Origin of the sequence: Streptomyces sp. BK340 (assembly GCF_007827595.1) — a bacterium.
GTDB lineage: Bacteria > Actinomycetota > Actinomycetes > Streptomycetales > Streptomycetaceae > Streptomyces.
Genome location: NZ_VISR01000003.1, coordinates 42,174 through 63,813 on the forward strand (window position 1 = coordinate 42,174; position 21,640 = coordinate 63,813).

Annotated in this window: 20 protein-coding genes; 11 read left to right on the plus strand and 9 right to left on the minus strand. The window is 71.9% G+C overall.

Annotation, left to right across the window (positions count from 1 at the left end; translation table 11 throughout):
* Positions 1–70: 70 nt before the first annotated feature.
* Genes FB157_RS06605 through FB157_RS06615 form a run of 3 tightly spaced genes read right to left on the minus strand, consistent with a single transcriptional unit; the run spans position 71 to position 3,592 of the window.
* A complete protein-coding gene (locus FB157_RS06605) occupies positions 71–1,045 on the minus strand; it encodes an ABC transporter permease (protein ID WP_145876939.1) in 975 nt (324 codons plus the stop codon).
* The gene (locus tag FB157_RS06610; protein ID WP_145876941.1) at positions 1,038–2,078 is read right to left on the minus strand and encodes an ABC transporter permease; all 1,041 of its coding nucleotides are present in this window, start codon (positions 2,076–2,078) and stop codon (positions 1,038–1,040) included. Before FB157_RS06610 ends, FB157_RS06605 begins: the two co-directional genes overlap by 8 nt.
* Positions 2,075–3,592: a sugar ABC transporter ATP-binding protein gene (locus tag FB157_RS06615; RefSeq protein ID WP_145876943.1), complete on the minus strand. Its 1,518-nt coding sequence runs from the start codon at positions 3,590–3,592 to the stop codon at positions 2,075–2,077. The genes FB157_RS06610 and FB157_RS06615 overlap by 4 nt, the downstream gene beginning before the upstream one ends.
* Before the next feature lie 261 nt (positions 3,593–3,853).
* Here FB157_RS06615 and rhaI point away from each other — a divergent pair, with 261 nt between their 5' ends.
* From rhaI to FB157_RS06650, 7 genes are all read left to right on the plus strand, one after another.
* A complete protein-coding gene (gene rhaI, locus FB157_RS06620; protein ID WP_145876945.1) occupies positions 3,854–5,014 on the plus strand; it encodes an L-rhamnose isomerase in 1,161 nt (386 codons plus the stop codon).
* Between the two features lie 120 nt (positions 5,015–5,134).
* Positions 5,135–7,174 (plus strand): bifunctional aldolase/short-chain dehydrogenase, encoded by a 2,040-nt coding sequence (locus FB157_RS06625; RefSeq protein ID WP_145876947.1) that lies wholly within the window; start codon positions 5,135–5,137, stop codon positions 7,172–7,174.
* On the plus strand, positions 7,171–8,634 hold the full coding sequence (locus FB157_RS06630) for a rhamnulokinase family protein (RefSeq protein WP_261386191.1): 1,464 nt from the start codon (positions 7,171–7,173) through the stop codon (positions 8,632–8,634). The genes FB157_RS06625 and FB157_RS06630 overlap by 4 nt, the downstream gene beginning before the upstream one ends.
* A gap of 72 nt (positions 8,635–8,706) precedes the next feature.
* Positions 8,707–9,462 (plus strand): (Fe-S)-binding protein, encoded by a 756-nt coding sequence (locus tag FB157_RS06635; protein ID WP_145876949.1) that lies wholly within the window; start codon positions 8,707–8,709, stop codon positions 9,460–9,462.
* Positions 9,459–10,937, plus strand: a complete 1,479-nt coding sequence (locus tag FB157_RS06640) for a LutB/LldF family L-lactate oxidation iron-sulfur protein (RefSeq protein ID WP_145876951.1) — start codon at positions 9,459–9,461, stop codon at positions 10,935–10,937. The genes FB157_RS06635 and FB157_RS06640 overlap by 4 nt, the downstream gene beginning before the upstream one ends.
* Positions 10,934–11,575, plus strand: a complete 642-nt coding sequence (locus FB157_RS06645) for a lactate utilization protein C (RefSeq protein ID WP_145876953.1) — start codon at positions 10,934–10,936, stop codon at positions 11,573–11,575. The genes FB157_RS06640 and FB157_RS06645 overlap by 4 nt, the downstream gene beginning before the upstream one ends.
* A gap of 57 nt (positions 11,576–11,632) precedes the next feature.
* On the plus strand, positions 11,633–12,787 hold the full coding sequence (locus FB157_RS06650; protein ID WP_145876954.1) for a betaine/proline/choline family ABC transporter ATP-binding protein: 1,155 nt from the start codon (positions 11,633–11,635) through the stop codon (positions 12,785–12,787).
* Positions 12,788–12,796: 9 nt separating this feature from the next.
* Here the strand turns inward: FB157_RS06650 and FB157_RS06655 are convergent, their stop codons facing one another.
* From FB157_RS06655 to FB157_RS06670, 4 genes are all read right to left on the minus strand, one after another.
* Positions 12,797–13,738 carry an ABC transporter substrate-binding protein gene (locus tag FB157_RS06655; protein ID WP_145876956.1) on the minus strand — a complete coding sequence of 314 codons (942 nt, stop codon included), beginning with the start codon at positions 13,736–13,738 and terminating at the stop codon, positions 12,797–12,799.
* Positions 13,735–14,406 (minus strand): ABC transporter permease, encoded by a 672-nt coding sequence (locus FB157_RS06660; protein WP_145876958.1) that lies wholly within the window; start codon positions 14,404–14,406, stop codon positions 13,735–13,737. The genes FB157_RS06655 and FB157_RS06660 overlap by 4 nt, the downstream gene beginning before the upstream one ends.
* Entirely contained in the window at positions 14,403–15,083 is a 681-nt protein-coding gene (locus FB157_RS06665; RefSeq protein WP_145876960.1) for an ABC transporter permease, read from the minus strand. Before FB157_RS06665 ends, FB157_RS06660 begins: the two co-directional genes overlap by 4 nt.
* Before the next feature lie 76 nt (positions 15,084–15,159).
* Positions 15,160–15,732: a TetR/AcrR family transcriptional regulator gene (locus FB157_RS06670; protein WP_145876962.1), complete on the minus strand. Its 573-nt coding sequence runs from the start codon at positions 15,730–15,732 to the stop codon at positions 15,160–15,162.
* A gap of 153 nt (positions 15,733–15,885) precedes the next feature.
* Between FB157_RS06670 and FB157_RS06675 the strand changes: the two genes are divergently transcribed.
* From FB157_RS06675 to FB157_RS06690, 4 genes are all read left to right on the plus strand, one after another.
* A complete protein-coding gene (locus tag FB157_RS06675) occupies positions 15,886–16,743 on the plus strand; it encodes a MoxR family ATPase (RefSeq protein ID WP_145876964.1) in 858 nt (285 codons plus the stop codon).
* The gene (locus tag FB157_RS06680) at positions 16,740–18,089 is read left to right on the plus strand and encodes a VWA domain-containing protein (RefSeq protein WP_145876966.1); all 1,350 of its coding nucleotides are present in this window, start codon (positions 16,740–16,742) and stop codon (positions 18,087–18,089) included. The genes FB157_RS06675 and FB157_RS06680 overlap by 4 nt, the downstream gene beginning before the upstream one ends.
* A gap of 135 nt (positions 18,090–18,224) precedes the next feature.
* A complete protein-coding gene (locus FB157_RS06685) occupies positions 18,225–19,199 on the plus strand; it encodes a pyridoxal-phosphate dependent enzyme (protein WP_145876968.1) in 975 nt (324 codons plus the stop codon).
* Positions 19,200–19,315: 116 nt separating this feature from the next.
* On the plus strand, positions 19,316–20,287 hold the full coding sequence (locus tag FB157_RS06690; RefSeq protein ID WP_145876969.1) for an NAD(P)-dependent alcohol dehydrogenase: 972 nt from the start codon (positions 19,316–19,318) through the stop codon (positions 20,285–20,287).
* An 82-nt stretch (positions 20,288–20,369) separates the two neighbouring features.
* On the opposite strand, the gene FB157_RS06695 is transcribed toward FB157_RS06690, so the two are convergent.
* Together FB157_RS06695 and FB157_RS06700 are read right to left on the minus strand one after the other, a co-directional pair.
* Entirely contained in the window at positions 20,370–20,735 is a 366-nt protein-coding gene (locus FB157_RS06695) for a cupin domain-containing protein (protein WP_145876971.1), read from the minus strand.
* A 207-nt stretch (positions 20,736–20,942) separates the two neighbouring features.
* The gene (locus FB157_RS06700) at positions 20,943–21,617 is read right to left on the minus strand and encodes a hypothetical protein (protein ID WP_186581381.1); all 675 of its coding nucleotides are present in this window, start codon (positions 21,615–21,617) and stop codon (positions 20,943–20,945) included.
* Positions 21,618–21,640: the final 23 nt, after the last annotated feature.

Genomic DNA, 21,640 nt, shown 5'->3' on the forward strand with positions numbered 1-21,640 from the left:
AGTGGACGCGCCCCAAGGGGCGCGGGGAACTGCGCGACCGGCCGCAGACGGCCCGCAGCTTTCGAACGGCCTATCCAGCGGAGCGAGTCGCCCTCGCGATGGCCACCTGGCGTGCGACCCGCGGGCCGAGCACGGATACGACGAGCAGAACACCGGTGACGACGGTCTGCGACTGCGCGGAGACGTTCGACAGGCTCATCACGTTCTGCAGCGCCCCGAGCAGGAAGACACCCGCGATCGCACCGCCCAACGTGCCCTTGCCTCCGTCGAAGTCGACCCCGCCGAGCAACACCGCGGCGACGACGGAGAGTTCGAGCCCGGTGGCGTTGTCGTAACGGGCGCTGGCGTAGTGCAGGGTCCAGAAGATCCCGGTGAGCGAGGCCATCAACCCGGTCACCGTGAAGAGGGTCAGCCTGTGCCTCTTGACCCGGATGCCGGCGAACCAAGCCGCCTCCTCGTTCGCGCCGATCGCGAACAGCGACCGCCCGAACGGGGTCGCGTGCAGGACGACCACTGCGATGGCGAGCAGCACGACGAAGGGCAGGAAGGCCCGTGGGATGAACGTGTTCCCGATCCGCCCCGCAGCGAAGTCCAGATACCGCGTGGGAAAGTCGGTCACCGCGTCCGAGCCGAGCACGATCTGCGCTATGCCCCGGTAGGCGGCGAGCGTGCCGATGGTGACGGCGAGGGAGGGCAGCCCGAGCCGGGTGACGAGCAGACCGTTGCCCAGCCCGCACACCACGCCGAGCAGCAGACAGACCGGGATGATCGTCTCGATGGCCATGCCTTCGTTCCACAGTCTGCCCATCACCGCACCCGACAGGCCGGCCGTCGAGGCCACGGACAGGTCGATCTCTCCGGCCACCACCAGGAGGGTCATCGGCAGGGCGATCAGGGCGACGGGCAGCGTGTTGCCGATCAGGAACGACAGGTTGAGGCCGTTGCCGAAGCCGTCGACCGTGCCGAACGACACCAGCGACAGGAGGGCCAGGAGCGCGCCGACCACGGTGTCCCAGCGGACCGCGCGTGTCAGGGACTCAGGCATGGCGGGCCTTCCTCTTCTTCAGGGCGGCAGCCACCCGCAGCGCGACGATCCGGTCGACGGCGATGGCGAGGAGCAGCAGGACGCCGTTGATGGCGAGCACCCAGACCGAGCTGACCCCGAGGGCGGGCAGCACGCTGTTGACGGAGGTGAGCAGGAGTCCGCCGAGGGCGGCGCCGTAGACGCTGCCGGAGCCGCCGGTGAAGGCGACGCCGCCGACCACGACCGCGCTGACGACGGTGAGTTCGTAGCCGTTGCCGGTGCCGGAGTCGACGTTGCCGAACCGGGCCAGGTACAGGGCTCCGGCGAGTCCGGCCAGTGCGCCACAGAGGGTGTAGGCGGCCAGGATCCGCTTGCGGACGGGGATGCCGGCGAGGCGGGCGGCCTCCGGGTCGGAGCCGAGGGCGTACAGTTCACGCCCGCTGCCGAAGTGTCTGAGGTAGTAGGCGGTGGTGACGAGTACGGCGAGGGCGATCAGGGCCGGCCACGGGATCGCCGAGAGTCCACCGGAGCCGAAGTCGACGAATCCGCCGGGGAGATCGGCCGCGGTGATCTGCCGGGAGCCCACCCAGACCGAGTCGATGCCGCGGATGATGTAGAGGGTGCCGAGGGTGACGACGAGCGCGGGCACCTGGCCGAGGCTGACGAGCAGGCCGTTGAGGAGACCGCAGCCGACGCCGAGCAGGACGGCGAGGGCGATCGCGACGACGGGGTTCCCGCCTCCGTGGAGGTAGGTGCCGGCCGCGAAGGCGCTGATGCCGAGGGTGGAGCCGACGGACAGGTCGACGTTCCTCGTGATCACCACCAGGGACTGGCCGGTGGCGACCAGCACCAGGATCGTGGCGTTGAGCAGCAGGTCCTTGACGCCCTGCTCGGACAGGAACTCGCTGTTGCCCGCCTGGGTCACCGCGATCATCACCAGGAAGACGACCAGGATGGCGAGTTCGCGCATCTTGAGGACGCGGTCGACCAGGCGGGTACCACCGGACCCCGGCACCTCGGCGGGCGGTGCGTGGTCGGGTGCGGTCACCGTCATGCGGCGGCCCTCCCGGTGGCTGCGGCCATCACGGTTTCCTCGGTGGCTTCGGAGCGGGGGATCTCGGCGGTGATCCGGCCCTCGTGCATCACCAGCACGCGGTCGGCCATGCCGAGGACCTCGGGCAGATCCGAGGAGATCATCAGGACGGCGACCCCGTCGGCGGCGAGCTGCGACAGCAGCCGGTGGACCTCGGCCTTGGTGCCGACGTCGATGCCGCGGGTGGGCTCGTCCACGATCAGGACCTTCGGGCCGGTGGCCAGCCACTTGGCGAGGACGACCTTCTGCTGGTTGCCGCCGGAGAGGGCGGAGACGGCGTCGGTGATCCGGGCGTACTTCACCCGGAGCCTCACCGCCCAGTCGAGGGACCGGCTGCGCTCGGCGCCCCGGTCCACCAGCCCGGCCTTCACCGTCGTACTCAGCCCGGTCAGGCCGATGTTGCGTTCGATCGACATGCCCATCACCAGGCCCTGCGCGCGCCGGTCCTCGGGGACCAGGGCGAGTCCGGCGGCCATCGCGGTGGAGGGCGCGCCGCTGGTGAGCCCGCGGCCGTCGACCTCGACCTCCCCCGCGTCCCAGCGGTCGACGCCGAAGATTGCGCGGGCGACCTCGGTGCGACCGGCGCCGACGAGCCCGGCGAGGCCGACGATCTCACCGCGCCGGACCTCGAAGGAGACGTCGGTGAAGACGCCCTCCCGGGTCAGCCGGCGCACGCTCAGGGCGACTTCGCCGGGTGCGACGTCCTGCTTCGGGTACAGATCGTCGAGGTCGCGGCCCACCATGCGGCGGACCAGGTCGTCCTCGGTCATGCCGTCGAGGAGCTCTCCGGCGATCCACGCCCCGTCCCGCAGCGTCGTCACCCGCCGGCAGATCTGGAAGATCTCCTCCAGCCGGTGGGAGATGAACAGGACGGCGGCGCCCTGCTCGCGCAGGGCGCCCACGACACCGAAGAGGCGGGCGACCTCACTGCCGGTCAGGGCGGCCGTGGGCTCGTCCATGATCAGGACACGGGCGTCGAAGGAGAGGGCCTTGGCGATCTCCACGATCTGCTGGTCGGCGATCGACAGACCACGGGCCGGGCGGTCGGGGTCGAGATCCACGCCGAGCCGCCGCATCAGGGCCGCGGTGGCCGCGCGCGTGGCCTTGTGGTCGATCCGGCCGAGGGCGCGGCGGGGCTGCCGGCGCATGAAGATGTTCTCGGCGATCGACAGGTCGGGGAAGAGGGTCGGTTCCTGGTAGATCACGGCGATACCGGCGTCGCGGGCGTCACCGGGTCCGTGGAAGACGACGGGCTCGCCGTCGAGCAGCACCTGACCGGCGTCCGGTCGGTGCACGCCGGCGAGCGTCTTGATCAGGGTCGACTTGCCCGCGCCGTTCTCCCCGGCGAGGGCGTGCACCTCGCCGGGGAACAGTTCCAGGGAGACGCCGCGCAGGGCGCGTACGGCGCCGAAGGACTTGGACACGTCCCGCAGGGCCAGCACCGGGGCCGGTCCCGGGTCGGGCGGGTGGGTCATGGATGGCTCCTCGACGACGCCCGCGGCGGTCCCCACGACGTCGTGAAAGGTTTCAACTCGATGGCCGGGACGTTAGGCATCCCGGCCATGTCACGTCAATGGGTCCGTGTCGAAAAGATTTCGATAGCCGAAGTTCACGACCGGAACACGGGAAACAGGGCCGACCGGAGCGCTTGACACCCCTCGGGAGGGCTCATAGCTTGCCGTTCTGAATCGTTTCACATGTTCCGTCGTTCGACCGGACCCCACAGGAGCCCTTCAGTGACCGACCTCGCCGCGGTGAAGGCCGCGCTCAAGACCCAGGCCGTCGAGACACCGTCATGGGCGTACGGGAACTCGGGGACCCGGTTCAAGGTGTTCACCCGGCCGGGCGTGCCACGCGATCCGCACGAGAAGCTGGCGGACGCGGCACAGGTGCACGCGCTCACCGGCGTGGCCCCGACCGTCGCCCTGCACATCCCCTGGGACGAGGTCGAGGACTACGCGGCCCTGGCGAAGTTCGCCGGGGAGCATGGCCTGAGGCTCGGCGCGATCAACTCCAACACCTTCCAGGACGACGACTACAGGCTGGGAAGCATCTGTCATCCGGATGCGGCGGTGCGCCGCAAGGCCGTCGGTCATCTGCTGGAGTGCGTCGACATCATGGACGCGACGGGCTCCGCCGATCTCAAGCTGTGGTTCGCCGACGGTACCAACTATCCAGGGCAGGACGACGTACGGGCGCGGCAGGACCGGCTCACGGAGGGGCTCTCCGAGGTGTACGCACGACTCGGGGACGGGCAGCGGATGTTGCTGGAGTACAAGCTCTTCGAGCCGGCGTTCTACACGACCGACGTCCCGGACTGGGGTACGGCGTACGCCCACTGTCTGAAACTCGGGCCCAAGGCACAGGTCGTGGTGGACACGGGGCACCATGCGCCCGGGACCAACATCGAGTTCATCGTGGCCACGCTGCTCAGGGAGGGGAAGCTCGGGGGGTTCGACTTCAACTCGCGGTTCTACGCGGACGACGACCTGATGGTGGGGGCCGCTGACCCCTTCCAGTTGTTCCGGATCATGTACGAGGTCGTGCGTGGGGGTGGGTTCACCTCCGAAGTCGCGTTCATGCTCGACCAGTGCCACAACATCGAGGCGAAGATCCCGGCGATCATCCGGTCGGTGATGAATGTGCAGGAGGCCACGGCGAAGGCTCTGCTCGTCGACCGGTCGGCGTTGGCCGCGGCGCAGGTCTCCGGTGATGTGCTGGGCGCCAATGCCGTGTTGATGGACGCGTACAACACGGATGTGCGGCCGTTGCTCGGCGAGGTCCGGGAAGAGATGGGGTTGGACGCGGATCCCTTGGCCGCGTATGCGCGGTCGGGGTGGGCGGAGAGGATCGTTGCCGAGCGGGTTGGTGGGGAGCAGGCGGGGTGGGGGGCCTGAGCGCAAGCGTCTGCCGGGTTCTGTTCATTGCGGGGTGCGGGTCCGTTGTGGCTGGTCGCGCACTTCCCCGCGCCCCCAGGGAAATGCACTCGCCCTCTTTCGGACAAGGACTGGAAGTTCATGGCACCGCACCACGAAGCTGCTGCTCTCCTCGCCCGGTCTCACCGGCTCGGCTCCGATCCCCGAAACACCAACTACGCCGGCGGGAACGCCTCCGCCAAGGGCACCGGCACCGACCCGGTGACCGGCGGTGACGTCGAGCTGATGTGGGTGAAGGGGTCCGGTGGTGACCTCGGCACGCTCACCGACGCGGGGCTCGCCGTGCTGCGGCTGGACCGGCTGCGGGCACTCGCCGGTGTCTACCCGGGTGTCGGGCGCGAGGACGAGATGGTCGCCGCCTTCGACTACTGCCTGCACGGCAAGGGCGGGGCGGCTCCCTCCATCGACACCGCCATGCACGGACTCGTGGACGCCCCGCACGTCGACCATCTGCACCCGGATTCCGGCATCGCGCTCGCCTGCGCCGCCGACGGGGAGAAGCTGACCGCCGAGTGCTTCGGGGACAGCGTGGTGTGGGTGCCGTGGCGGCGGCCCGGGTTCCAGCTGGGGCTGGACATCGCCGCGATCAAGGAGGCCAACCCGCAGGCCGTCGGATGCGTCCTCGGCGGGCACGGGATCACCGCCTGGGGATCGACGTCCGAGGAGTGCGAGCGGAACTCGCTGTACATCATCCGCACCGCCGAGGCCTTCCTGGCGGAGAGGGGGAAGGCCGAGCCGTTCGGAGCGGTGATCGAGGGGTACGAGGCGCTGCCCGAGCGCGAGCGGCGGGAGCGGGCCGCCGCCCTCGCGCCGTACGTGCGGTCCATCGCCTCCCAGGACAGGCCGCAGGCCGGGCACTTCGACGACTCCGAGGTCGTTCTCGACTTCCTGTCGCGGGCCGGGCATCCCCGGCTCGCGACACTGGGCACCTCCTGCCCCGACCACTTCCTGCGCACCAAGGTACGGCCGCTCGTGCTGGACCTGCCGCCGAGCGCGCCCCTGGAGGAGGCCGTCGCCCGGCTGCGGGAACTGCACGCCGCCTACCGGGCGGAGTACGCCGCCTACTACCGGCGGCACGCGCTGCCCGACTCCCCCGCCATGCGTGGGGCCGACCCGGCGATCGTGCTGATTCCCGGCGTGGGCATGTTCTCCTTCGGCAGGGACAAGCAGACCGCCCGGGTGGCCGGTGAGTTCTACGTCAACGCGGTCAACGTGATGCGTGGGGCCGAGGCCGTGTCCACGTACGCGCCGATCGAGGAGTCGGAGAAGTTCCGCATCGAATACTGGGCGCTCGAAGAGGCCAAGCTCCGGCGGATGCCGAAGCCCAGGCCGCTGGCCACCCGGGTGGCCCTCGTGACCGGTGCGGGCAGCGGGATCGGGAAGGCGATCGCGCACCGGCTCGTGGCCGAGGGGGCGTGTGTGGTCGTCGCCGATCTCGACGGCGTGAACGCGTCCGCCGTGGCGGCGGAGCTGGGCGGCCCCGACAGGGCCGTCGCCGTCACCGCGGACGTGACGGACGAGGCACAGATCGCCGGTGCGTTCGAGGCCGCCGCGCTCGCCTTCGGCGGCGTCGACCTGGTGGTGAACAACGCCGGCATCTCCATCTCCAAGCCGCTGCTGGAGACTTCGGCCGGGGACTGGGACCTCCAGCACGACATCATGGCCCGTGGTTCCTTCCTCGTGTCGCGGGAGGCGGCCCGCATGATGATCGCGCAGGGGCTGGGCGGGGACATCGTCTACATCGCCTCGAAGAACGCCGTCTTCGCCGGCCCGAACAACATCGCCTACTCCGCCACCAAGGCCGACCAGGCTCATCAGGTACGGCTGCTGGCTGCCGAGCTGGGTGAGCACGGGATCCGGGTGAACGGGGTCAACCCGGACGGTGTGGTGCGGGGGTCCGGGATCTTCGCGGGCGGCTGGGGTGCTCAGCGGGCCGCCGTGTACGGGGTGCCGGAGGAGAAGCTGGGCGAGTTCTACGCACAGCGGACCATCCTGAAGCGGGAGGTGCTGCCCGAGCATGTGGCGAACGCGGTGTTCGCGCTCACCGGCGGGGACCTCACGCACACCACCGGGCTGCACATCCCGGTCGACGCGGGTGTGGCGGCCGCGTTCCTTCGGTGAGCGCGGGCGTGAAGTCGTACGCCGCCGTCGATCTGGGCGCGTCCAGCGGGCGAGTGATGGTCGGGCGGGTCGGGTACGACACGCTGGAGCTGAGCGAGGCGCACCGCTTCCCGAACCGGCCGGTGCGGGTCCCGGAGGGGCTGCGCTGGGACGTCCTCGCGCTGTACGCAGGTGTGCTGGACGGGCTGCGGGCGGCCGGTGCCCACTGCGGTGGACGACCCGACTCCGTCGGCATCGACAGCTGGGCCGTTGACCACGGTCTGCTGGACGCCGACGGGGCCCTGCTGGGCAACCCGGTGCACTACCGCGACGCCCGCACCGAGGGTGTCGCGCAGAAGGTGTGGGCGAGCGTGCCGGCCGCCGAGCTGTACGCGGCGACCGGGTTGCAGTACGCCCCCTTCAACACGCTGTACCAGCTCGCGGCGGCCCGCTCGACCGCCCGGTTCGCCCACGCGAGGCGGCTGTTGCTCATCCCGGACCTGCTGACGTACTGGCTGACCGGCGAGCAGGGCACCGAGCTGACCAACGCCTCCACCACCCAGCTGATCGATCCCCGGACGCGCTCGTGGTCGTACGACGTCGCCGAGCGGCTGGGGATCGACCTCGGGCTGTTCGCGCCGCTGCGGCAGCCGGGCGACCCGGCGGGTGTGCTGCGGGCGGCGGTGCTGGCGGAGACGGGGCTCACGGGTCCGGTGCCGGTGACGGCCGTCGGGTCGCACGACACCGCTTCGGCGGTGGCCGCGGTGCCGGCAGCCGGTGAACGCTTCGCCTACATCTGCACCGGCACCTGGTCCCTGGCCGGCCTGGAGCTGGACGCGCCGGTGCTCACCGAGGAGAGCCGGGCCGCGAACTTCACCAATGAGCTGGGGCTCGACGGCACGGTGCGCTATCTGCGCAACATCATGGGGCTGTGGCTGCTCCAGGAGTGCGTACGGGCCTGGGGCGAGCCCGGTCTGGGGCTGCTGCTGCGCGAGGCCGCCGGCGTGCCGGCACTGCGGTCGGTCGTCGACGCGGGGGACGAGGCGTTCCTGGCTCCGGGGCGGATGCCGGAGCGGATCGCCGAGGCGTGCCGGGCCTCGGGACAGCCGGTGCCCGGCACACGGGCCGAGATCACGCGGTGCATCCTCGACTCGCTGGCCCTCGCCCACCGCAGGGCCGTCGAGGACGCGCAGCGGCTGGCCGACCATCCGGTGGACGTCGTGTACGTCGTCGGGGGCGGAACGCGTAATGCGCTGCTGTGTCAGCTGACGGCCGACGCGTGCGGGTTGCCCGTGGTGGCGGGCGCCACGGAGGCGGCGGCCCTCGGCAACGTCCTCGTACAGGCCCGCGCCCACGGGCTGGTCGGTGACCTCGGCGGCATGCGCCGGCTGCTCGTCCGTACCCAGTCGCTGACCCGGTACGCGCCCCGGGGCGACACCGCGCGCTGGCGGGAGGCCCAGGCCCGGCTCGCCACGCGGTGAGTCGCCCTCTGCCCCCGGCGGTGTCCGCCCATTACCCTGCACTCGTCCGATGACCGACCCCGAGGAGCCGCGATGCGTGTCGCCCTGTTCCTGACCTGTGTCAACGACACGCTCTATCCGGACACCGGCCGAGCGGTGGTGAAGCTGCTGACCAGGCTGGGTGTCGAGGTCGACTTCCCGATGGCGCAGACGTGTTGCGGGCAGGCGCACTACAACACCGGTTACCGGCATGAGGCGGAACCCCTGGCCCGGCATTTCTCCGATGTCTTCGGGGAGTACGAGGCCGTCGTGACCCCGTCCGGGTCGTGCGGGGCGATGGTGCGGGAGCTGTATCCGAGGATGGGCGAGCGGGCGCGGGCCGAGGGGCGCGGGGACGGCCTCGCCCGGACGCTGGCGCCCGTGGTCCCCAGGACCTTCGAGCTGACCGAGTTCCTGGTGGACGTGCTGGGCGTGACGGACGTGGGCGCGTACTACCCGCACAAGGTCACCTACCATCCGACCTGTCACGGCCTGCGCGGTCTCGGGCTCGGCGACCGGCCCCGGCGGCTCCTGCAGGCCGTCGGGGGGCTGGAGTTGGCCGAGCTGCCGGGGGCCGAGGAGTGCTGCGGGTTCGGCGGGACCTTCGCGTTGAAGAACGCCGAGGTCTCGGCGGCGATGGGCGCCGACAAGGTCCGCAACGCGGAGTCGACCGGCGCCGAGGTGCTGTGCGCGGCCGACAACTCGTGCCTGATGCACATCGGCGGGACCATGACCCGGCTCCAGGTGGGCATGCGGCCGGTGCACATCGCGGAGATCCTGGCGAGCACGGAGGAGGAACCGGCGGTATGAGCGGGACGTTCGTCGGCATGCCGGCCTTTCCGGAGGCGGCGCACGATGCCGTCGGCAACCAGACCCTGCGCGGCAATCTCCGCCACGCCACGCACACCATCCGCGCCAAACGGGCCAGGGCGGTCGCCGAGTTGTCCGACTGGGCGGAGCTGCGGGAGGCGGGCCGGGCCGTCAAGGACCACACCCTGCGCCATCTGGACCGCTATCTGGTGCAGTTGGAGGAGGCGGTCACGGCCGCCGGGGGTACGGTCCACTGGGCGGCGGACGCCGACGAGGCGAACCGGATCGTCGCCGAACTCGTCCTGGCCACCGGCGAGTCGGAGGTCGTCAAGGTCAAGTCCATGGCCACGCAGGAGATCGGTCTCAACGAGGCTCTGGAGGCGGAGGGCATCCGCGCCTACGAGACCGATCTCGCCGAGCTGATCGTGCAGTTGGGCAAGGACCGGCCCTCGCACATCCTGGTCCCGGCCATCCACCGCAACCGGGGCGAGATCCGGGACATCTTCCGCAGGGAGATGGGCGAGTGGGGCCGCCCCGCCCCCGAAGGCCTCACCGACACACCCGCCGAACTCGCCGAGGCCGCGCGGCTGCACCTGCGGGAGAAGTTCCTGCGCGCCGAGGTCGGCATCTCCGGCGCCAACTTCATGGTCGCGGAGACCGGAACGCTGGTGGTCGTGGAGTCCGAGGGCAACGGCCGGATGTGCCTCACCCTCCCGGAGACGCTGATCTCGGTCGTCGGCATCGAGAAGATCGTCCCCACCTGGCGCGACCTGGAGATCTTCCTGCAGACCCTCCCCCGCTCCTCCACGGCCGAGCGCATGAACCCGTACACGAGCATGTGGACGGGCACGACGGACGAGGACGGACCGCGGACCTTCCACCTGGTCCTGCTCGACAACGGCCGCACCGACACCCTCGCCGACCGGGTCGGCCGCCAGGCGCTTCGCTGCATCCGCTGCTCGGCCTGCCTGAACGTGTGCCCGGTGTACGAGCGGGCGGGCGGGCACGCGTACGGGTCGGTCTACCCGGGCCCGATCGGGGCGATCCTGAGCCCCCAGCTCCGGGGCACGGCGAGCGAGATCGACGCCTCGCTGCCGTACGCGTCCTCGCTGTGCGGCGCCTGCTACGAGGTCTGCCCCGTCGCCATCGACATCCCCGAGGTGCTGGTGCATCTGCGGGAGCGGGTCGTGGAGGGCGGTCCGGCGGTCCGGGAGGGCAACAGGGTGGTCCTGAAGCCCGCGAAGGGGCACGCGGCCGAGCGGGCGGCCATGCGGGCGGCCCGCTGGGCGTTCGCACATCCGGGGGCGTTGCGGGCGGGGCAGCGGATCGCTTCGCGGACCCGCCGTTTCCACCCACGATCACTCCCCGGCCCCGGCAAGGCCTGGAGCGCCTCCCGCGACCTGCCACCGGTGCCCGCGGAACCGTTCCGGGACTGGTGGCAGCGCACGGACGGCGGAAAGAAGGGCGCGAAGTGAGCAGCAGAGAGCGGATCCTGGGCCGCGTACGGCGCGCCCTGGCGGACGTGCCACCGGACGACACGCCGTACGAGCGGGCAGTTTCCCGGGAGTATCTGCGGGAGCACGGCGAGCGCACCGTCGAGGAGACGGTGAACCTGCTCGCGGAGAACCTGGCGGACTACCGGGCGATCGTGCACCGCACCACTGACGAGGAACTCCCGGACCTCATCATGCGGTTGCTCGCCCAGCGCGGGTCGCGGTACGTGCTCGTCCCCCCTGGGCTCCCGCCGGAGTGGATGTCGGCCGCCGGTCCCACTCGGGTCCACGACCGTGCGGTGAGCACGCCTCACGAGTTGGACGGGGTGGAGAGCGTGGTCACGGGCTGCGCGGTCGCGATCGCCGAGACCGGCACGATCGTCCTGGACGGCGGTCCCGATCAGGGCCGGCGCCGGATCAGCCTGATCCCCGACCACCACATCTGCGTCGTCCGCGTCCCCGAGCAGGTCGTTCCCTCTGTCCCCCGGGCCCTCGACCGTCTTGATCCGGCCCGCCCGTTGACCTGGATCTCCGGCCCGTCGGCCACGAGCGACATCGAACTGGACCGGGTCGAGGGTGTGCACGGCCCCCGCACCCTGGAGGTCGTCCTCCTGGGCTGACACTCCGCCGCCCTCTCCTTGGCGCGCCGGCGCGAGCGGTCCCGCTAGCGTGAGGGAATGATCCGGTTCGAGCAGGTCACCAAGCGGTATCCGGACGGTACGACGGCGGTGGACGGCCTCTCCTTCGAGGTGTCCGAAGGCGAACTCGTGACGCTCGTGGGTCCCTCGGGCTGCGGCAAGACGACGACCATGATGATGGTGAACCGGCTGATCGAGCCGACCTCCGGCCGGATCTTCGTGAACGGTGAGGACGTCGCGCGGGTGGATCCGGTGCGGCTGCGCCGCCGGATCGGCTATGTCATCCAGCAGGTGGGCCTCTTCCCGCACCGCACGGTGCTGGACAACACGGCGACCGTGCCGGCGCTGCTCGGCTGGAAGCGGGCGAAGGCGCGGGCCCGGGCGGCAGAGCTGCTCGATCTGGTGGGCCTCGACCCGAAGACGTACGGGCCGCGCTATCCGGAGCAGCTCTCCGGCGGCCAGCGGCAGCGCGTGGGCGTGGCGCGGGCGCTCGCGGCCGATCCGCCGGTGCTGCTGATGGACGAGCCGTTCGGCGCGGTGGACCCCGTGGTGCGGGAGCAGTTGCAGGACGAGTTCCTGCGGATGCAGGCCGCGGTGCGCAAGACGGTGCTGCTGGTCACGCACGACATCGAGGAGGCGGTCCGGCTCGGTGACCGTATCGCCGTGTACGGACAGGGGCGCATCGAGCAGTTCGACACGCCGGGTGCGGTGCTCGGCTCGCCCGCCACGCCGTACGTCGCCTCCTTCGTGGGCACGGACCGGGGGCTGAAGCGGCTGTCGGTCACCGAGATCGAGCCGGACGATCTCGAACAGCCGCCGGTGGCCCGGCCGGCCGAGTCCGCCGAGCGTGCCGTGCAGCGGCTGCGGGCCGAGGGTGCCCGGTGGGCGGTGGTCCTCGACGCGCACGGCGATCTGCACGGCTGGGTCGGCATCGACGAGCTGGCCGCGGGCGGCACGGTCGGGGACCGCGCGCACCGGATGACGGCATGGGTGCCGGTGGGTGCCCCGCTGAAGCAGGCGTTCGGGGTGATGCTCCAGTACGACGCCGGGTGGGTCGCCGTGCTGGACGGGGCCCGCTTCCTGGGCGTGCTGACCCCGGCGAAGCTGCACGAGGCGCTGCGCCGCTCGGTGGACGCGGACGCCCGGGGTGTCGCGCGGGGGCAGGTGGCGTTCGACTCGGTCTCGGACGCGTGAGGCGGGCCGTCACTTCAGCAGGCCCTTGTCCTGCAGGTAGGTCCGGGCCACCTCGGCAGGCAGCCGGCGCCAGCTGTCGACCTGCCGGTTCATGTCCGCCAGGTCCGCGGTCGTGAGGACGTCGTTGAGCCTGCCCAGCGCCTTGGCCACGCCCGCGCTGCCCGCGCGGGCGCGGTTGACGACCGGGACGACGTGGTCGGCGTTCTGCAGGTGCTTGTCGTCGGCGAGCAGGACCAGGCCGAACCGGTCGAGGGTGGCGTCGGTCGAGGTGGTCAGCACCATCTGGTCGCGGCCGTCCTGCACGGCCCGCTTGGCCTGGGTGGTGCCGACGCCCTTCGGGTCGACCCCGGTGATGTCGATGCCGTAGACCTTCTTCAGCCCCGGCTCGCAGTAAGGACGTTGGACGCACTCGTCACCGGCGGCGAGCCGTACCTTCAGCTTCGAGGCGCCGAGGTCGCTGAGGGTCTTGAGGTGGTGCCGGCGGGCGTAGTCGGCGGTCACCGCGAAGGCGTTCTGGTCCACCGCGCGACCGGGCGGAAGGACGGTGAGTCCGCGGGGTGCGGCGAGGTTCCGCAGGGCCTTCATCGTGGCGTCGAGGTCGGGTGAGCCGACGGGTTTCGCGTCGGCGCCGTGGGTCTTGGCGTTCAGCCAGTCGGCGAGGGTGGCCGCGTACTCGGGCACGACGTCGATCTGACCGGCCTCCAGGGCCGGTTCGTACAGCTCCCGGTTGGCGACCGTGATGATCGAGGTCTTGTAACCGGCCTGGTTCAGCAGCTGGGCGTACAGCTGGGCGAGCAGGTCGCTCTCGGTGAAGCCGGCCGTGCCGATGGTCAGGTGGTGGCTGTCACCGGGCGATGCGGTGACCGCGCCGCGGTTCTCCAGGGAGGGGCCGGTGGAGCAGGCGGTCAGGGCGAGGAGCCCGGCCGCCGTGATCGCGGTGCGGCCTCTCATCGGCCGCCCCTGGCCCAGGCCGGTGCCAGGCGTTCGGAGACCTCGAAGACGGCCTCGACGACCAGCGCGAACACGGCGACGAGGAGGGCCCCGGCGACCACCATGGGCGTGCTGGCCAGGTTGAAGCCGGCCGTGATGATCCGGCCCAGTCCGCCGCCGCCCGCGAGTGCGGCGATGGTGACGGTGGCGACGAGCTGGACGGCGGCGATCCGCACCCCGTTGAGGACCATCGGGAGCGAAAGGGGCAGCTCCACGTGAAACAGCGTCTGCCGCCCGGTCATCCCCATGCCCCGCGCCGCCTGTACGACGCTCCGGTCGACCTCGCGCATGCCGACGTAGGCGTTGGTGAGCAGGGGCGGCACGGCGAACAGCACCAGGGCGACCACGGTCGGCCCCTCGCCCCACTTCCCGACCGGGGTCAGCAGGAGCAGGACCAGCACCGCGAAGGTGGGGACGGCCCGGCCGACGTTGGAGATGTTGACGGCGAGCGCGCCGCCCCTGCCCAGGTGGCCGAGGACCAGCGCGACGGGCAGCGCGATCAGGCAGCTGATGACCAGGCAGACGACGGTGAGCACCAGATGCTGGAGCAGCCGGTGCCGGACGCCGTCGTCGCCGGACCAGTGGGCGGGGTCGGCCAGCCAGTCCCAGGCGGCACCGAGGGTGTTCATCCGCGGGCCGCCCTCGCCCAGGGGGTGATCAGCCACTGCACGCCGAGCAGGAGGAGGTCGGCGGTGACGGCGATCAGTACGCACAGCACGGACGCGGTGAGCACCTGGGCCTTGAAGTAGGTGTTCATGCCCGAGTAGATCAGGTTGCCGAGGCCGCCGAAGCCGACGATCGCGCCGACCGTGACCAGGGAGACCGCCGAGACGGTCGCGATGCGCAGCCCGGCCATCGCGGCGGGCAGGGCCAGGGGCAGCTCGACGGTGAGCAGCAGCCGGATCGGACCGTAGCCGAGGCCGCGCGCCGCCTGCCGGGTCTCCTCGGGGACCGCGCGCAGCCCGGCCAGGATGTTGCGCACCAGCAGGGTGAGCGAGTAGAGCACAAGTCCCGCGACGACCAGGGTGGCCGAGAGGCCGTAGAGGGGCAGGAGCAGGGAGAACATCGCCAGGGACGGGATGGTGTAGAGGATCGTGGTCACGCCGAGGACCGGACCGGCCGCCAAGGCCCAGCGGCGGGCCAGTACCGCGAGCGGCAGGGCGATGACGAGCCCGATGAGGACCGACACCGACGTCAGCCGGAGGTGCTGGACGACCGCGTCGAGGAGGATCTGGCGGCGGGTGGTCAGATAGGCGCCGCAGATCCACTCGTTGCGCGCGAGGCAGTCGTCCGGGGGCGCGGTCACGCATCCATTGCACCGGGCGGGCGAGCGGGGCGGCGCGTTGTGGTGGCCCGTACGGGGTGGGGCCGTCCGGTGCGGGCTACCGCATCGCGGCGGCGTCCATGAGCGCGGTCACCGTCGCGGTGACGAGTCCGTCGTCCAGTCGTTCCACGCGGGCTCCGGCGCGGGCGCTGGCCCCGTCGAAGATCAGCATCAGCTGGCGGGCGAGCAGCTCGGGGTCCCGGGCGCCGCCTTCCTCCGCCTGCGTGCGGAACATCTCCGCGAGATGCTCCTTGGCCGCGCGGGCGACCTGGCTCGCCGGGTGCTCCGGGTCCTTCAGCTCGACCAGTACGGCCAGGTAGGGGCAGCCGCAGTAGTCGGGTTCGGCGGAGGCCTTCTCGACCTGTTCGAAGACGTACAGGATGCGCTCGCGCGGTGTCCCGGCCACCGGGTCGGGGGGCATCAGCAGGGCCTGGTAGCGGGGCAGGCGTCGCTCGAGGCTGGCGGCCAGCATCTCGTCCTTGCTCTCGAAGAGCTGGTACATCGACCGCTTCGAGACGCCGGCCGTACGGCACAGCGCCTCGACGCCGACGGAGACACCGTCGCGGTAGAAGAGCCGGTCGGCCGCGTCGAGCAGCCGGTCTCGGGAGGACGCCTTGTCCGTGGTGGGCATACGGCGAGGTTACCGCGTCCGGGACGAAAGGAAACCGATCGGTATACATCCCGCCGGACGCCCGAGGAATTCCGTGACAAGGTAGGTGAACAAGCGCTTAGATAGTTCCCTGACGCAGACCGGACGCAGATACCGAACCAGCCGGAGGCCCCGTTGTTCTCATCCGTCGACGATGTCTCCGCGCGACTCGCCGAGACCGGGTACCTCGCCTCGCCCGCCGTCGCCACGACCGTCTTCCTCGCCGCCCGGCTGGGCAAGCCGCTGCTGGTGGAGGGCCCCGCAGGCGTCGGCAAGACCGAGCTGGCCAAGGCCGTCGCCCAGGTCACGGAGGCCCGGCTGGTACGGCTGCAGTGCTACGAGGGCGTGGACGAGTCCCGGGCGCTGTACGAGTGGAACCACGCCAAGCAGCTGCTGCGCATCAGCGCGGGCCGCGACGAGAGCTGGGACGAGACCCGCACCGACATCTTCAGCGAGGAGTTCCTCCTCCCCCGCCCGCTGCTCACCGCGATCCGCGGCGACGAGCCGACCGTGCTGCTGATCGACGAGACCGACAAGGCCGACGTGGAGATGGAAGGCCTGCTGCTGGAAGTGCTCAGCGACTTCCAGGTCACGGTCCCCGAGCTGGGCACCATCGCCGCGACCCGCCGCCCCTTCGTCGTACTCACCTCCAACGCGGGCCGCGAACTGTCCGAGGCGCTGCGCCGCCGCTGTCTGTTCCTGCACATCGGGTTCCCCGAGGAGGAGCTGGAGCGGCGGATCGTCCGGCTGAAGGTGCCCGGGCTCGACGCGGCGCTGGCCGAGTCGGTGGTGCGGGTGGTCGGGGCGCTGCGCGCGATGGACCTGCGCAAGGTGCCGTCGGTCGCGGAGACCATCGACTGGGCGCGCACCCTCCTGGCCCTGGGCGCCGGCACCCTGGACGAGACCGTCGTGCGCGACACCCTGGGTGTGATCCTCAAGCACCAGGACGACGTGCAGAAGGCCGCGGCCAAGCTGGACCTGGAAGCGCTGTGAGCGGTGTCGAGGAGCGGGTCACCGGTCTGGTCGGGGCCCTGCGCGCGCACGGCGTCCGGATCGGCACCGGCGAGACCGTCGACGCGGCCCTCGCCGTGGAGGCCCTCGGGTTCGCCGACCGGGACCTGCTGCGGGAGGGCCTGGCCGCGACCCTGCTGCACGGTCCGGGGCAGCGGGCGGTGTTCGATCCGGTCTTCGACCTGTACTTCCCGCGCGGCGTCGGCGGTCCGGGCACGGAACAGGCGGGCCGGGACGAGCTGCGCGACCGGCTCGCCGAGGCGCTGGCCGCCGACGACCGGTCGCTGATGGCCGGGCTGGCGGCCGAGGCGGTGGACGGCATGGGCGGGTACGGGAACGCGCCCGGGTCGGACGGCTGGTCGGCGTACCAGACCCTGGACCGGCTCCGCCCGCAGACCCTGCTGGCCCGGGTGCGGGCCGACATCAGGGGCCGGGACGGGGGCGCGGGGTTCGCGGACCGGCTGCTGGACGACGAGATCCGGCGCCGTATCGAGGCGTTCCGGCAGCTGGTCGCGGTGGAGGCGCGGCGCCGGGTCGCCGAGCTGCGCGGACGGGACGAGATCGCCCGGCGGGCCGTGGCGCCGACCGCCGACCGTCTGGACTTCCTGTACGCCGGCCGGGACCAACTGGCCGAGCTGCGCCGGACGGTGCAGCCGCTGGCACGCAAGCTCGCGACCCGGCTGGCCGCACGCCGGCGCCGTGCCGCGCGCGGCACGATCGACCTGCGCCGCACCGTGCGCTCCTCGCTGTCCACGGGCGGGGTGCCGATGCGGCCGGTGCTGCGCCGACGCCGTCCGGCCCGGCCAGAACTGGTGCTGCTGTGCGATGTGTCGGGGTCGGTGTCCGGGTTCTCGGACTTCACGATGCTGCTGGTGCAGGCGCTGCACGACCAGTTCAGCAAGGTACGGGTGTTCGCCTTCGTCAACCGCCTCGACGAGGTGACCGGTCTGCTCGACCACGGCCGCGCCGACCCGGAAGGGCTCGGCGCCCGGATCCGTGCGGAGGCCACACTCACCGGCTGGCACGGCAGCAGTGACTACGGCGTCGCCCTGGGCGAGTTCACCGAGCGGTACGGCGCCGCCGTCGGCCCGCGCACCACCGTCTTCGTCCTCGGTGACGCGCGCACCAACATGAGCGACCCGAACCTGCCCGCCGTCCGCGAACTCGCCCGGAGCGCCCGGCGCGTCTACTGGCTGAACCCCGAGCCGCGCGCCCAGTGGGGTACCGGCGACTCGGCGGCGCCCGCCTACGCCGAGCTGGTGGAGATGCACGAGTGCCGCACGGCCCGGCAGCTCGGCGCGCTGATCGGGCGGCTGCTGCCGGTGTGACGCGGACCGGCCGGGCATGATCGACTGGGCCTCGCCGCCCGCCGTACGCTCGGCAGCCGCTCGCCATCGGCCGGCGATCGGTCCACCAGCTCCCAGCACCGTCCGGCATCCGCCCGGCAGACGAGGACGTACGACATGAGCCACCAGCCCGTGCAGCTCGGCACCTTCCCGACGCCCGTCGAACCGGCGCCCCGGCTCGCCGCCGCACTCGGGCTCGGTCCGGACGACCTGTGGGTCAAGCGGGACGACCTGACCGGCCTGGGCGGTGGCGGGAACAAGATCCGCAAGCTGGAGTGGCTCGCGGGCGCGGCCCTGGCCGAGGGCGCGGACACGCTCGTGACCACGGGCGCCGCGCAGAGCAACCACGCCCGGCTGACGGCCGCCGCTGCCGCCCGGCTGGGCCTGGACGCCGTCCTCGTACTGCGCGGCTCGCCGGGGCCGTCCCGGTCCGGGAACCTCGCCCTGGACGGCCTGTTGGGAGCCCGGCTCGCCTGGGCGGGCGACGTGGACCAGGCCGGACTGAACGCCGCGGCGGCCGAGGTGTGCGCGCGGCTGCGGGCCGGCGGTGCCCGCCCCGCGCTGATCCCGTTCGGCGGGTCCAGCACGCTGGGCGCACGGGGCTACGTGCGGTGCGGCGAGGAGCTGCACGCGCAGGTGCCCGGCCTGCGGACGGCGGTGGTCGCGCTCGGCTCGGGCGGCACGATGGCGGGGCTGGTCGCCGCCCTCGGCACGGAGTCGGTGCTCGGTGTCGACGTGGGCGCGCTGGCGGACCCGGCCGCCGCGGTCGAGGAGTTCGCGGCCCCGCTGACCGCGCAGAAGGTCGTGGCGGACCGGCTGCGGGTGCGCCGGGACCAGGTGGGCAGCGGGTACGCGGCGCTGACCGGTCCGGTGGCTCAGGCGCTCCGGCTCGCCGCCCGCACCGAGGGGATCGTCCTCGACCCGACCTACACCGGCCGGGCCCTGGCCGGGCTGGCGGCCGCCGTGCGGGACGGTGACGTACGGCCGGGCGAGAAGACCGTGTTCGTGCACACCGGCGGGCTGCCCGGCCTGTTCGGGCACGCGGACGCCGTCGCGTACGCCGAGGAGGGGGCCGTCACCCACCCCCGCTGAGACACCGGTCCCCTACACGCACCCGCGCTCGTCCTTCCCCCGGACTACGGCGCTTCCCCGATGTCCGGCCGGCGTGCCTCGCTCTAGCCTGCGGGTACGGAACGAGGGGGGAGAACATGAAGGCAGTGGTCCAGGACCGGTACGGCTCACCGGACGTGCTGGAACTGCGGGACGTGGACAAGCCGGTGCCCGGTGACGACGAGGTGCTGGTGCGGGTGCGGGCCGCCGGGTTGAACGCGTACGACTGGCACCTCATGCGCGGTGACCCGTACGTCGCCCGGCTGGCGCTCGGACCGCGGGCGCCCCGGGCCCGGATCCGGGGCCGGGACTTCGCGGGCGAGGTGGCGGCGGTCGGCCGGAACGTACGGGATCTCGGTCTGGGCGACGAGGTGTTCGGCGAGGTCGACGGCACGTTCGCGGAGTACGTGTGCGTCCCGGACGCCTGGGTGGAGCGCAAACCCGCCGCCCTGACCTTCGCACAGGCGGCGACCCTGCCGCTGGCCGGGAACACCGCCCTGCGTGGTCTGCGGGACGTGGCGGGGCTGCGGTCGGGGCAGCATGTGCTGATCAACGGCGCCTCCGGCGGGGTCGGCACGTTCGCCGTGCAGATCGCCAAGGCGTTCGGCGCGGAGGTGACCGGCGTGTGCAGCACGCGCAACGCCGAGCTGGTCCGCTCGCTGGGCGCGGACCACGTCGTCGACTACACGCGGGAGGACTTCACGCGCAGCGGGCGGCGGTACGACGTCGTCCTCGACCTCGCGGCCAGCCAGGGGATCGCCGGCCTCCGGCGCGCCCTCACGCCCACCGGGACGCTCGTGCTCGGCAGCGGGGGCAGCCCGGGGCAGTTCCTCGGGGCTCCCGTCCTCATCCTCCAGGGGCTCGCGCTCTCCCCGTTCGTCCGTCAGCGGCTGCGCCCGCTCGTCGGCCCGGCACCGAGCAAGGCGGTGCTGGCGGAGCTGCGCGAGCTGGCCGACTCCGGCAGGCTCGCCCCGGTGATCGACCGGACGTACCCGCTGGGCGAGGCGCCCGAGGCCGTCCGGTACCTGGAGGAGGAGCACGCGCGCGGGAAGGTCGTCGTCACGGTCTGACGGGGCGGCCTCGACGCACGGGTGCCACGGCACACGGATGCCCCGCGGTGACGGGCCCACCGCGGGGCACGTGCGGGACGGGTCAGGTCCCCTTCGCCCTCGCGTAGTCCGTCGCCGTGGGTCCCGCGAAGTCGTACACCACGACCTGCTCGTCGCCCACGACCCACGCGTCGTGCCCGGGCGGGCACATGAAGACGTCACCGGGGCCCACCTCACCCTCACCGCCGTCGTCCATGCGGATGTGCAGGCGGCCCTGAACGACATAGGCGCTGTGGGGGAACTGACAGCTTTCGGTGCCCGCGATCGGTGCCACGGACTCGGACCAGCGCCAGCCCGGTTCGAACGTGCCGACGGCGAAGTCGAGCCCGGTCAGGTGGACGGCTTCGAGATGGCCCCGGGGAAAGTCACGCCGTTCGTCGGGCTTGTCTACCGTCTTCACTTCCAACATGACGGTGTCCTCCCTTCCTGCCGCTCACCACGGCCGGGGCGGGTCGCCGTCCCCGGCGGCACCGGCGTTCCGGCGGCGGCCGCACCCCACGACACCATCGTGTGCCCGTCAACTGGGAGCCGCCATTCGGGCGGAGGGCGGAGCGCGGGAAGACAACGTTGTCTCCCTCGGGTCGGCACTTCCGCCCCCACCGTCTCCCCATACGCGTCAGCCCCGCACGGCGCCCTGCGCAGGCACCCCGCCCCCGTCGCCGGTCCGCTCGACGCGCCCCACGGTGAACACCGCGCAGACGTAGGCGAGATCGAGGACGAGGCAGCCGATGTAGAGGTAGTACATGAGGGCGTTGTCGTAGCGTGGATCCCCGTCGGGGTCGGTGAGCATCGAGAGCGAGGCGCAGGCGGTGCCCAGCAGCTTGGTCACGGCGATTCCCACCGACTGGCCGCGCGTGCCCAGGCGTGCGGCCGCCATCGCCAGGAACATCCCGGACATGGCCAGGTTGCTGCCGAACGCGGTGAGCGCACCGACCCCCTCGTCGAACTGCTCGGACGCGTAGTTCATGCCCGGGTAGGCGAGGGCGAGCAGGACGGCCAGCGCGGGCAGGAACAACCGGTCCGGCAGGTAGGGGAATTCGGACCGACCGAAGCGTACGACGGTGTAGCCGATGGCGAGGTCGAAGCAGAACCAGACGATGTTGATCACGTGCATGACCCCGGACGGCGGCCGCACGAACGCGAACATGAACTCCCAGCTGATGTTCGTCGCGAACGCGACGACAGGCATCCCGAACGTGCGCTCCCGCAGCCCCGTGCGGATCAGCAGCACGTACGCGACACTCCAGAAGAGCCCGGTTCCGAGCAGAAATCCCGTGTGCACGAGCTGCATCAGCATCCTCCGCCGACGGACCG

What these genes read in the sequence shown, in the direction of transcription:
- FB157_RS06605 (WP_145876939.1), bottom strand. Translation starts at nt 1,045, where the DNA reads ATGCCTGAGTCCCTGACACGCGCGGTCCGCTGGGACACCGTGGTCGGC.
- FB157_RS06625 (WP_145876947.1), top strand. Translation starts at nt 5,135, where the DNA reads ATGGCACCGCACCACGAAGCTGCTGCTCTCCTCGCCCGGTCTCACCGG.
- FB157_RS06670 (WP_145876962.1), bottom strand. Translation starts at nt 15,732, where the DNA reads ATGCCCACCACGGACAAGGCGTCCTCCCGAGACCGGCTGCTCGACGCG.
- FB157_RS06690 (WP_145876969.1), top strand. Translation starts at nt 19,316, where the DNA reads ATGAAGGCAGTGGTCCAGGACCGGTACGGCTCACCGGACGTGCTGGAA.
- FB157_RS06685 (WP_145876968.1), top strand. Translation starts at nt 18,225, where the DNA reads ATGAGCCACCAGCCCGTGCAGCTCGGCACCTTCCCGACGCCCGTCGAA.
- FB157_RS06640 (WP_145876951.1), top strand. Translation starts at nt 9,459, where the DNA reads ATGAGCGGGACGTTCGTCGGCATGCCGGCCTTTCCGGAGGCGGCGCAC.
- FB157_RS06650 (WP_145876954.1), top strand. Translation starts at nt 11,633, where the DNA reads ATGATCCGGTTCGAGCAGGTCACCAAGCGGTATCCGGACGGTACGACG.
- FB157_RS06655 (WP_145876956.1), bottom strand. Translation starts at nt 13,738, where the DNA reads ATGAGAGGCCGCACCGCGATCACGGCGGCCGGGCTCCTCGCCCTGACC.
- FB157_RS06660 (WP_145876958.1), bottom strand. Translation starts at nt 14,406, where the DNA reads ATGAACACCCTCGGTGCCGCCTGGGACTGGCTGGCCGACCCCGCCCAC.
- FB157_RS06700 (WP_186581381.1), bottom strand. Translation starts at nt 21,617, where the DNA reads ATGCAGCTCGTGCACACGGGATTTCTGCTCGGAACCGGGCTCTTCTGG.
- FB157_RS06610 (WP_145876941.1), bottom strand. Translation starts at nt 2,078, where the DNA reads ATGACGGTGACCGCACCCGACCACGCACCGCCCGCCGAGGTGCCGGGG.
- FB157_RS06615 (WP_145876943.1), bottom strand. Translation starts at nt 3,592, where the DNA reads ATGACCCACCCGCCCGACCCGGGACCGGCCCCGGTGCTGGCCCTGCGG.
- FB157_RS06695 (WP_145876971.1), bottom strand. Translation starts at nt 20,735, where the DNA reads ATGTTGGAAGTGAAGACGGTAGACAAGCCCGACGAACGGCGTGACTTT.
- FB157_RS06635 (WP_145876949.1), top strand. Translation starts at nt 8,707, where the DNA reads ATGCGTGTCGCCCTGTTCCTGACCTGTGTCAACGACACGCTCTATCCG.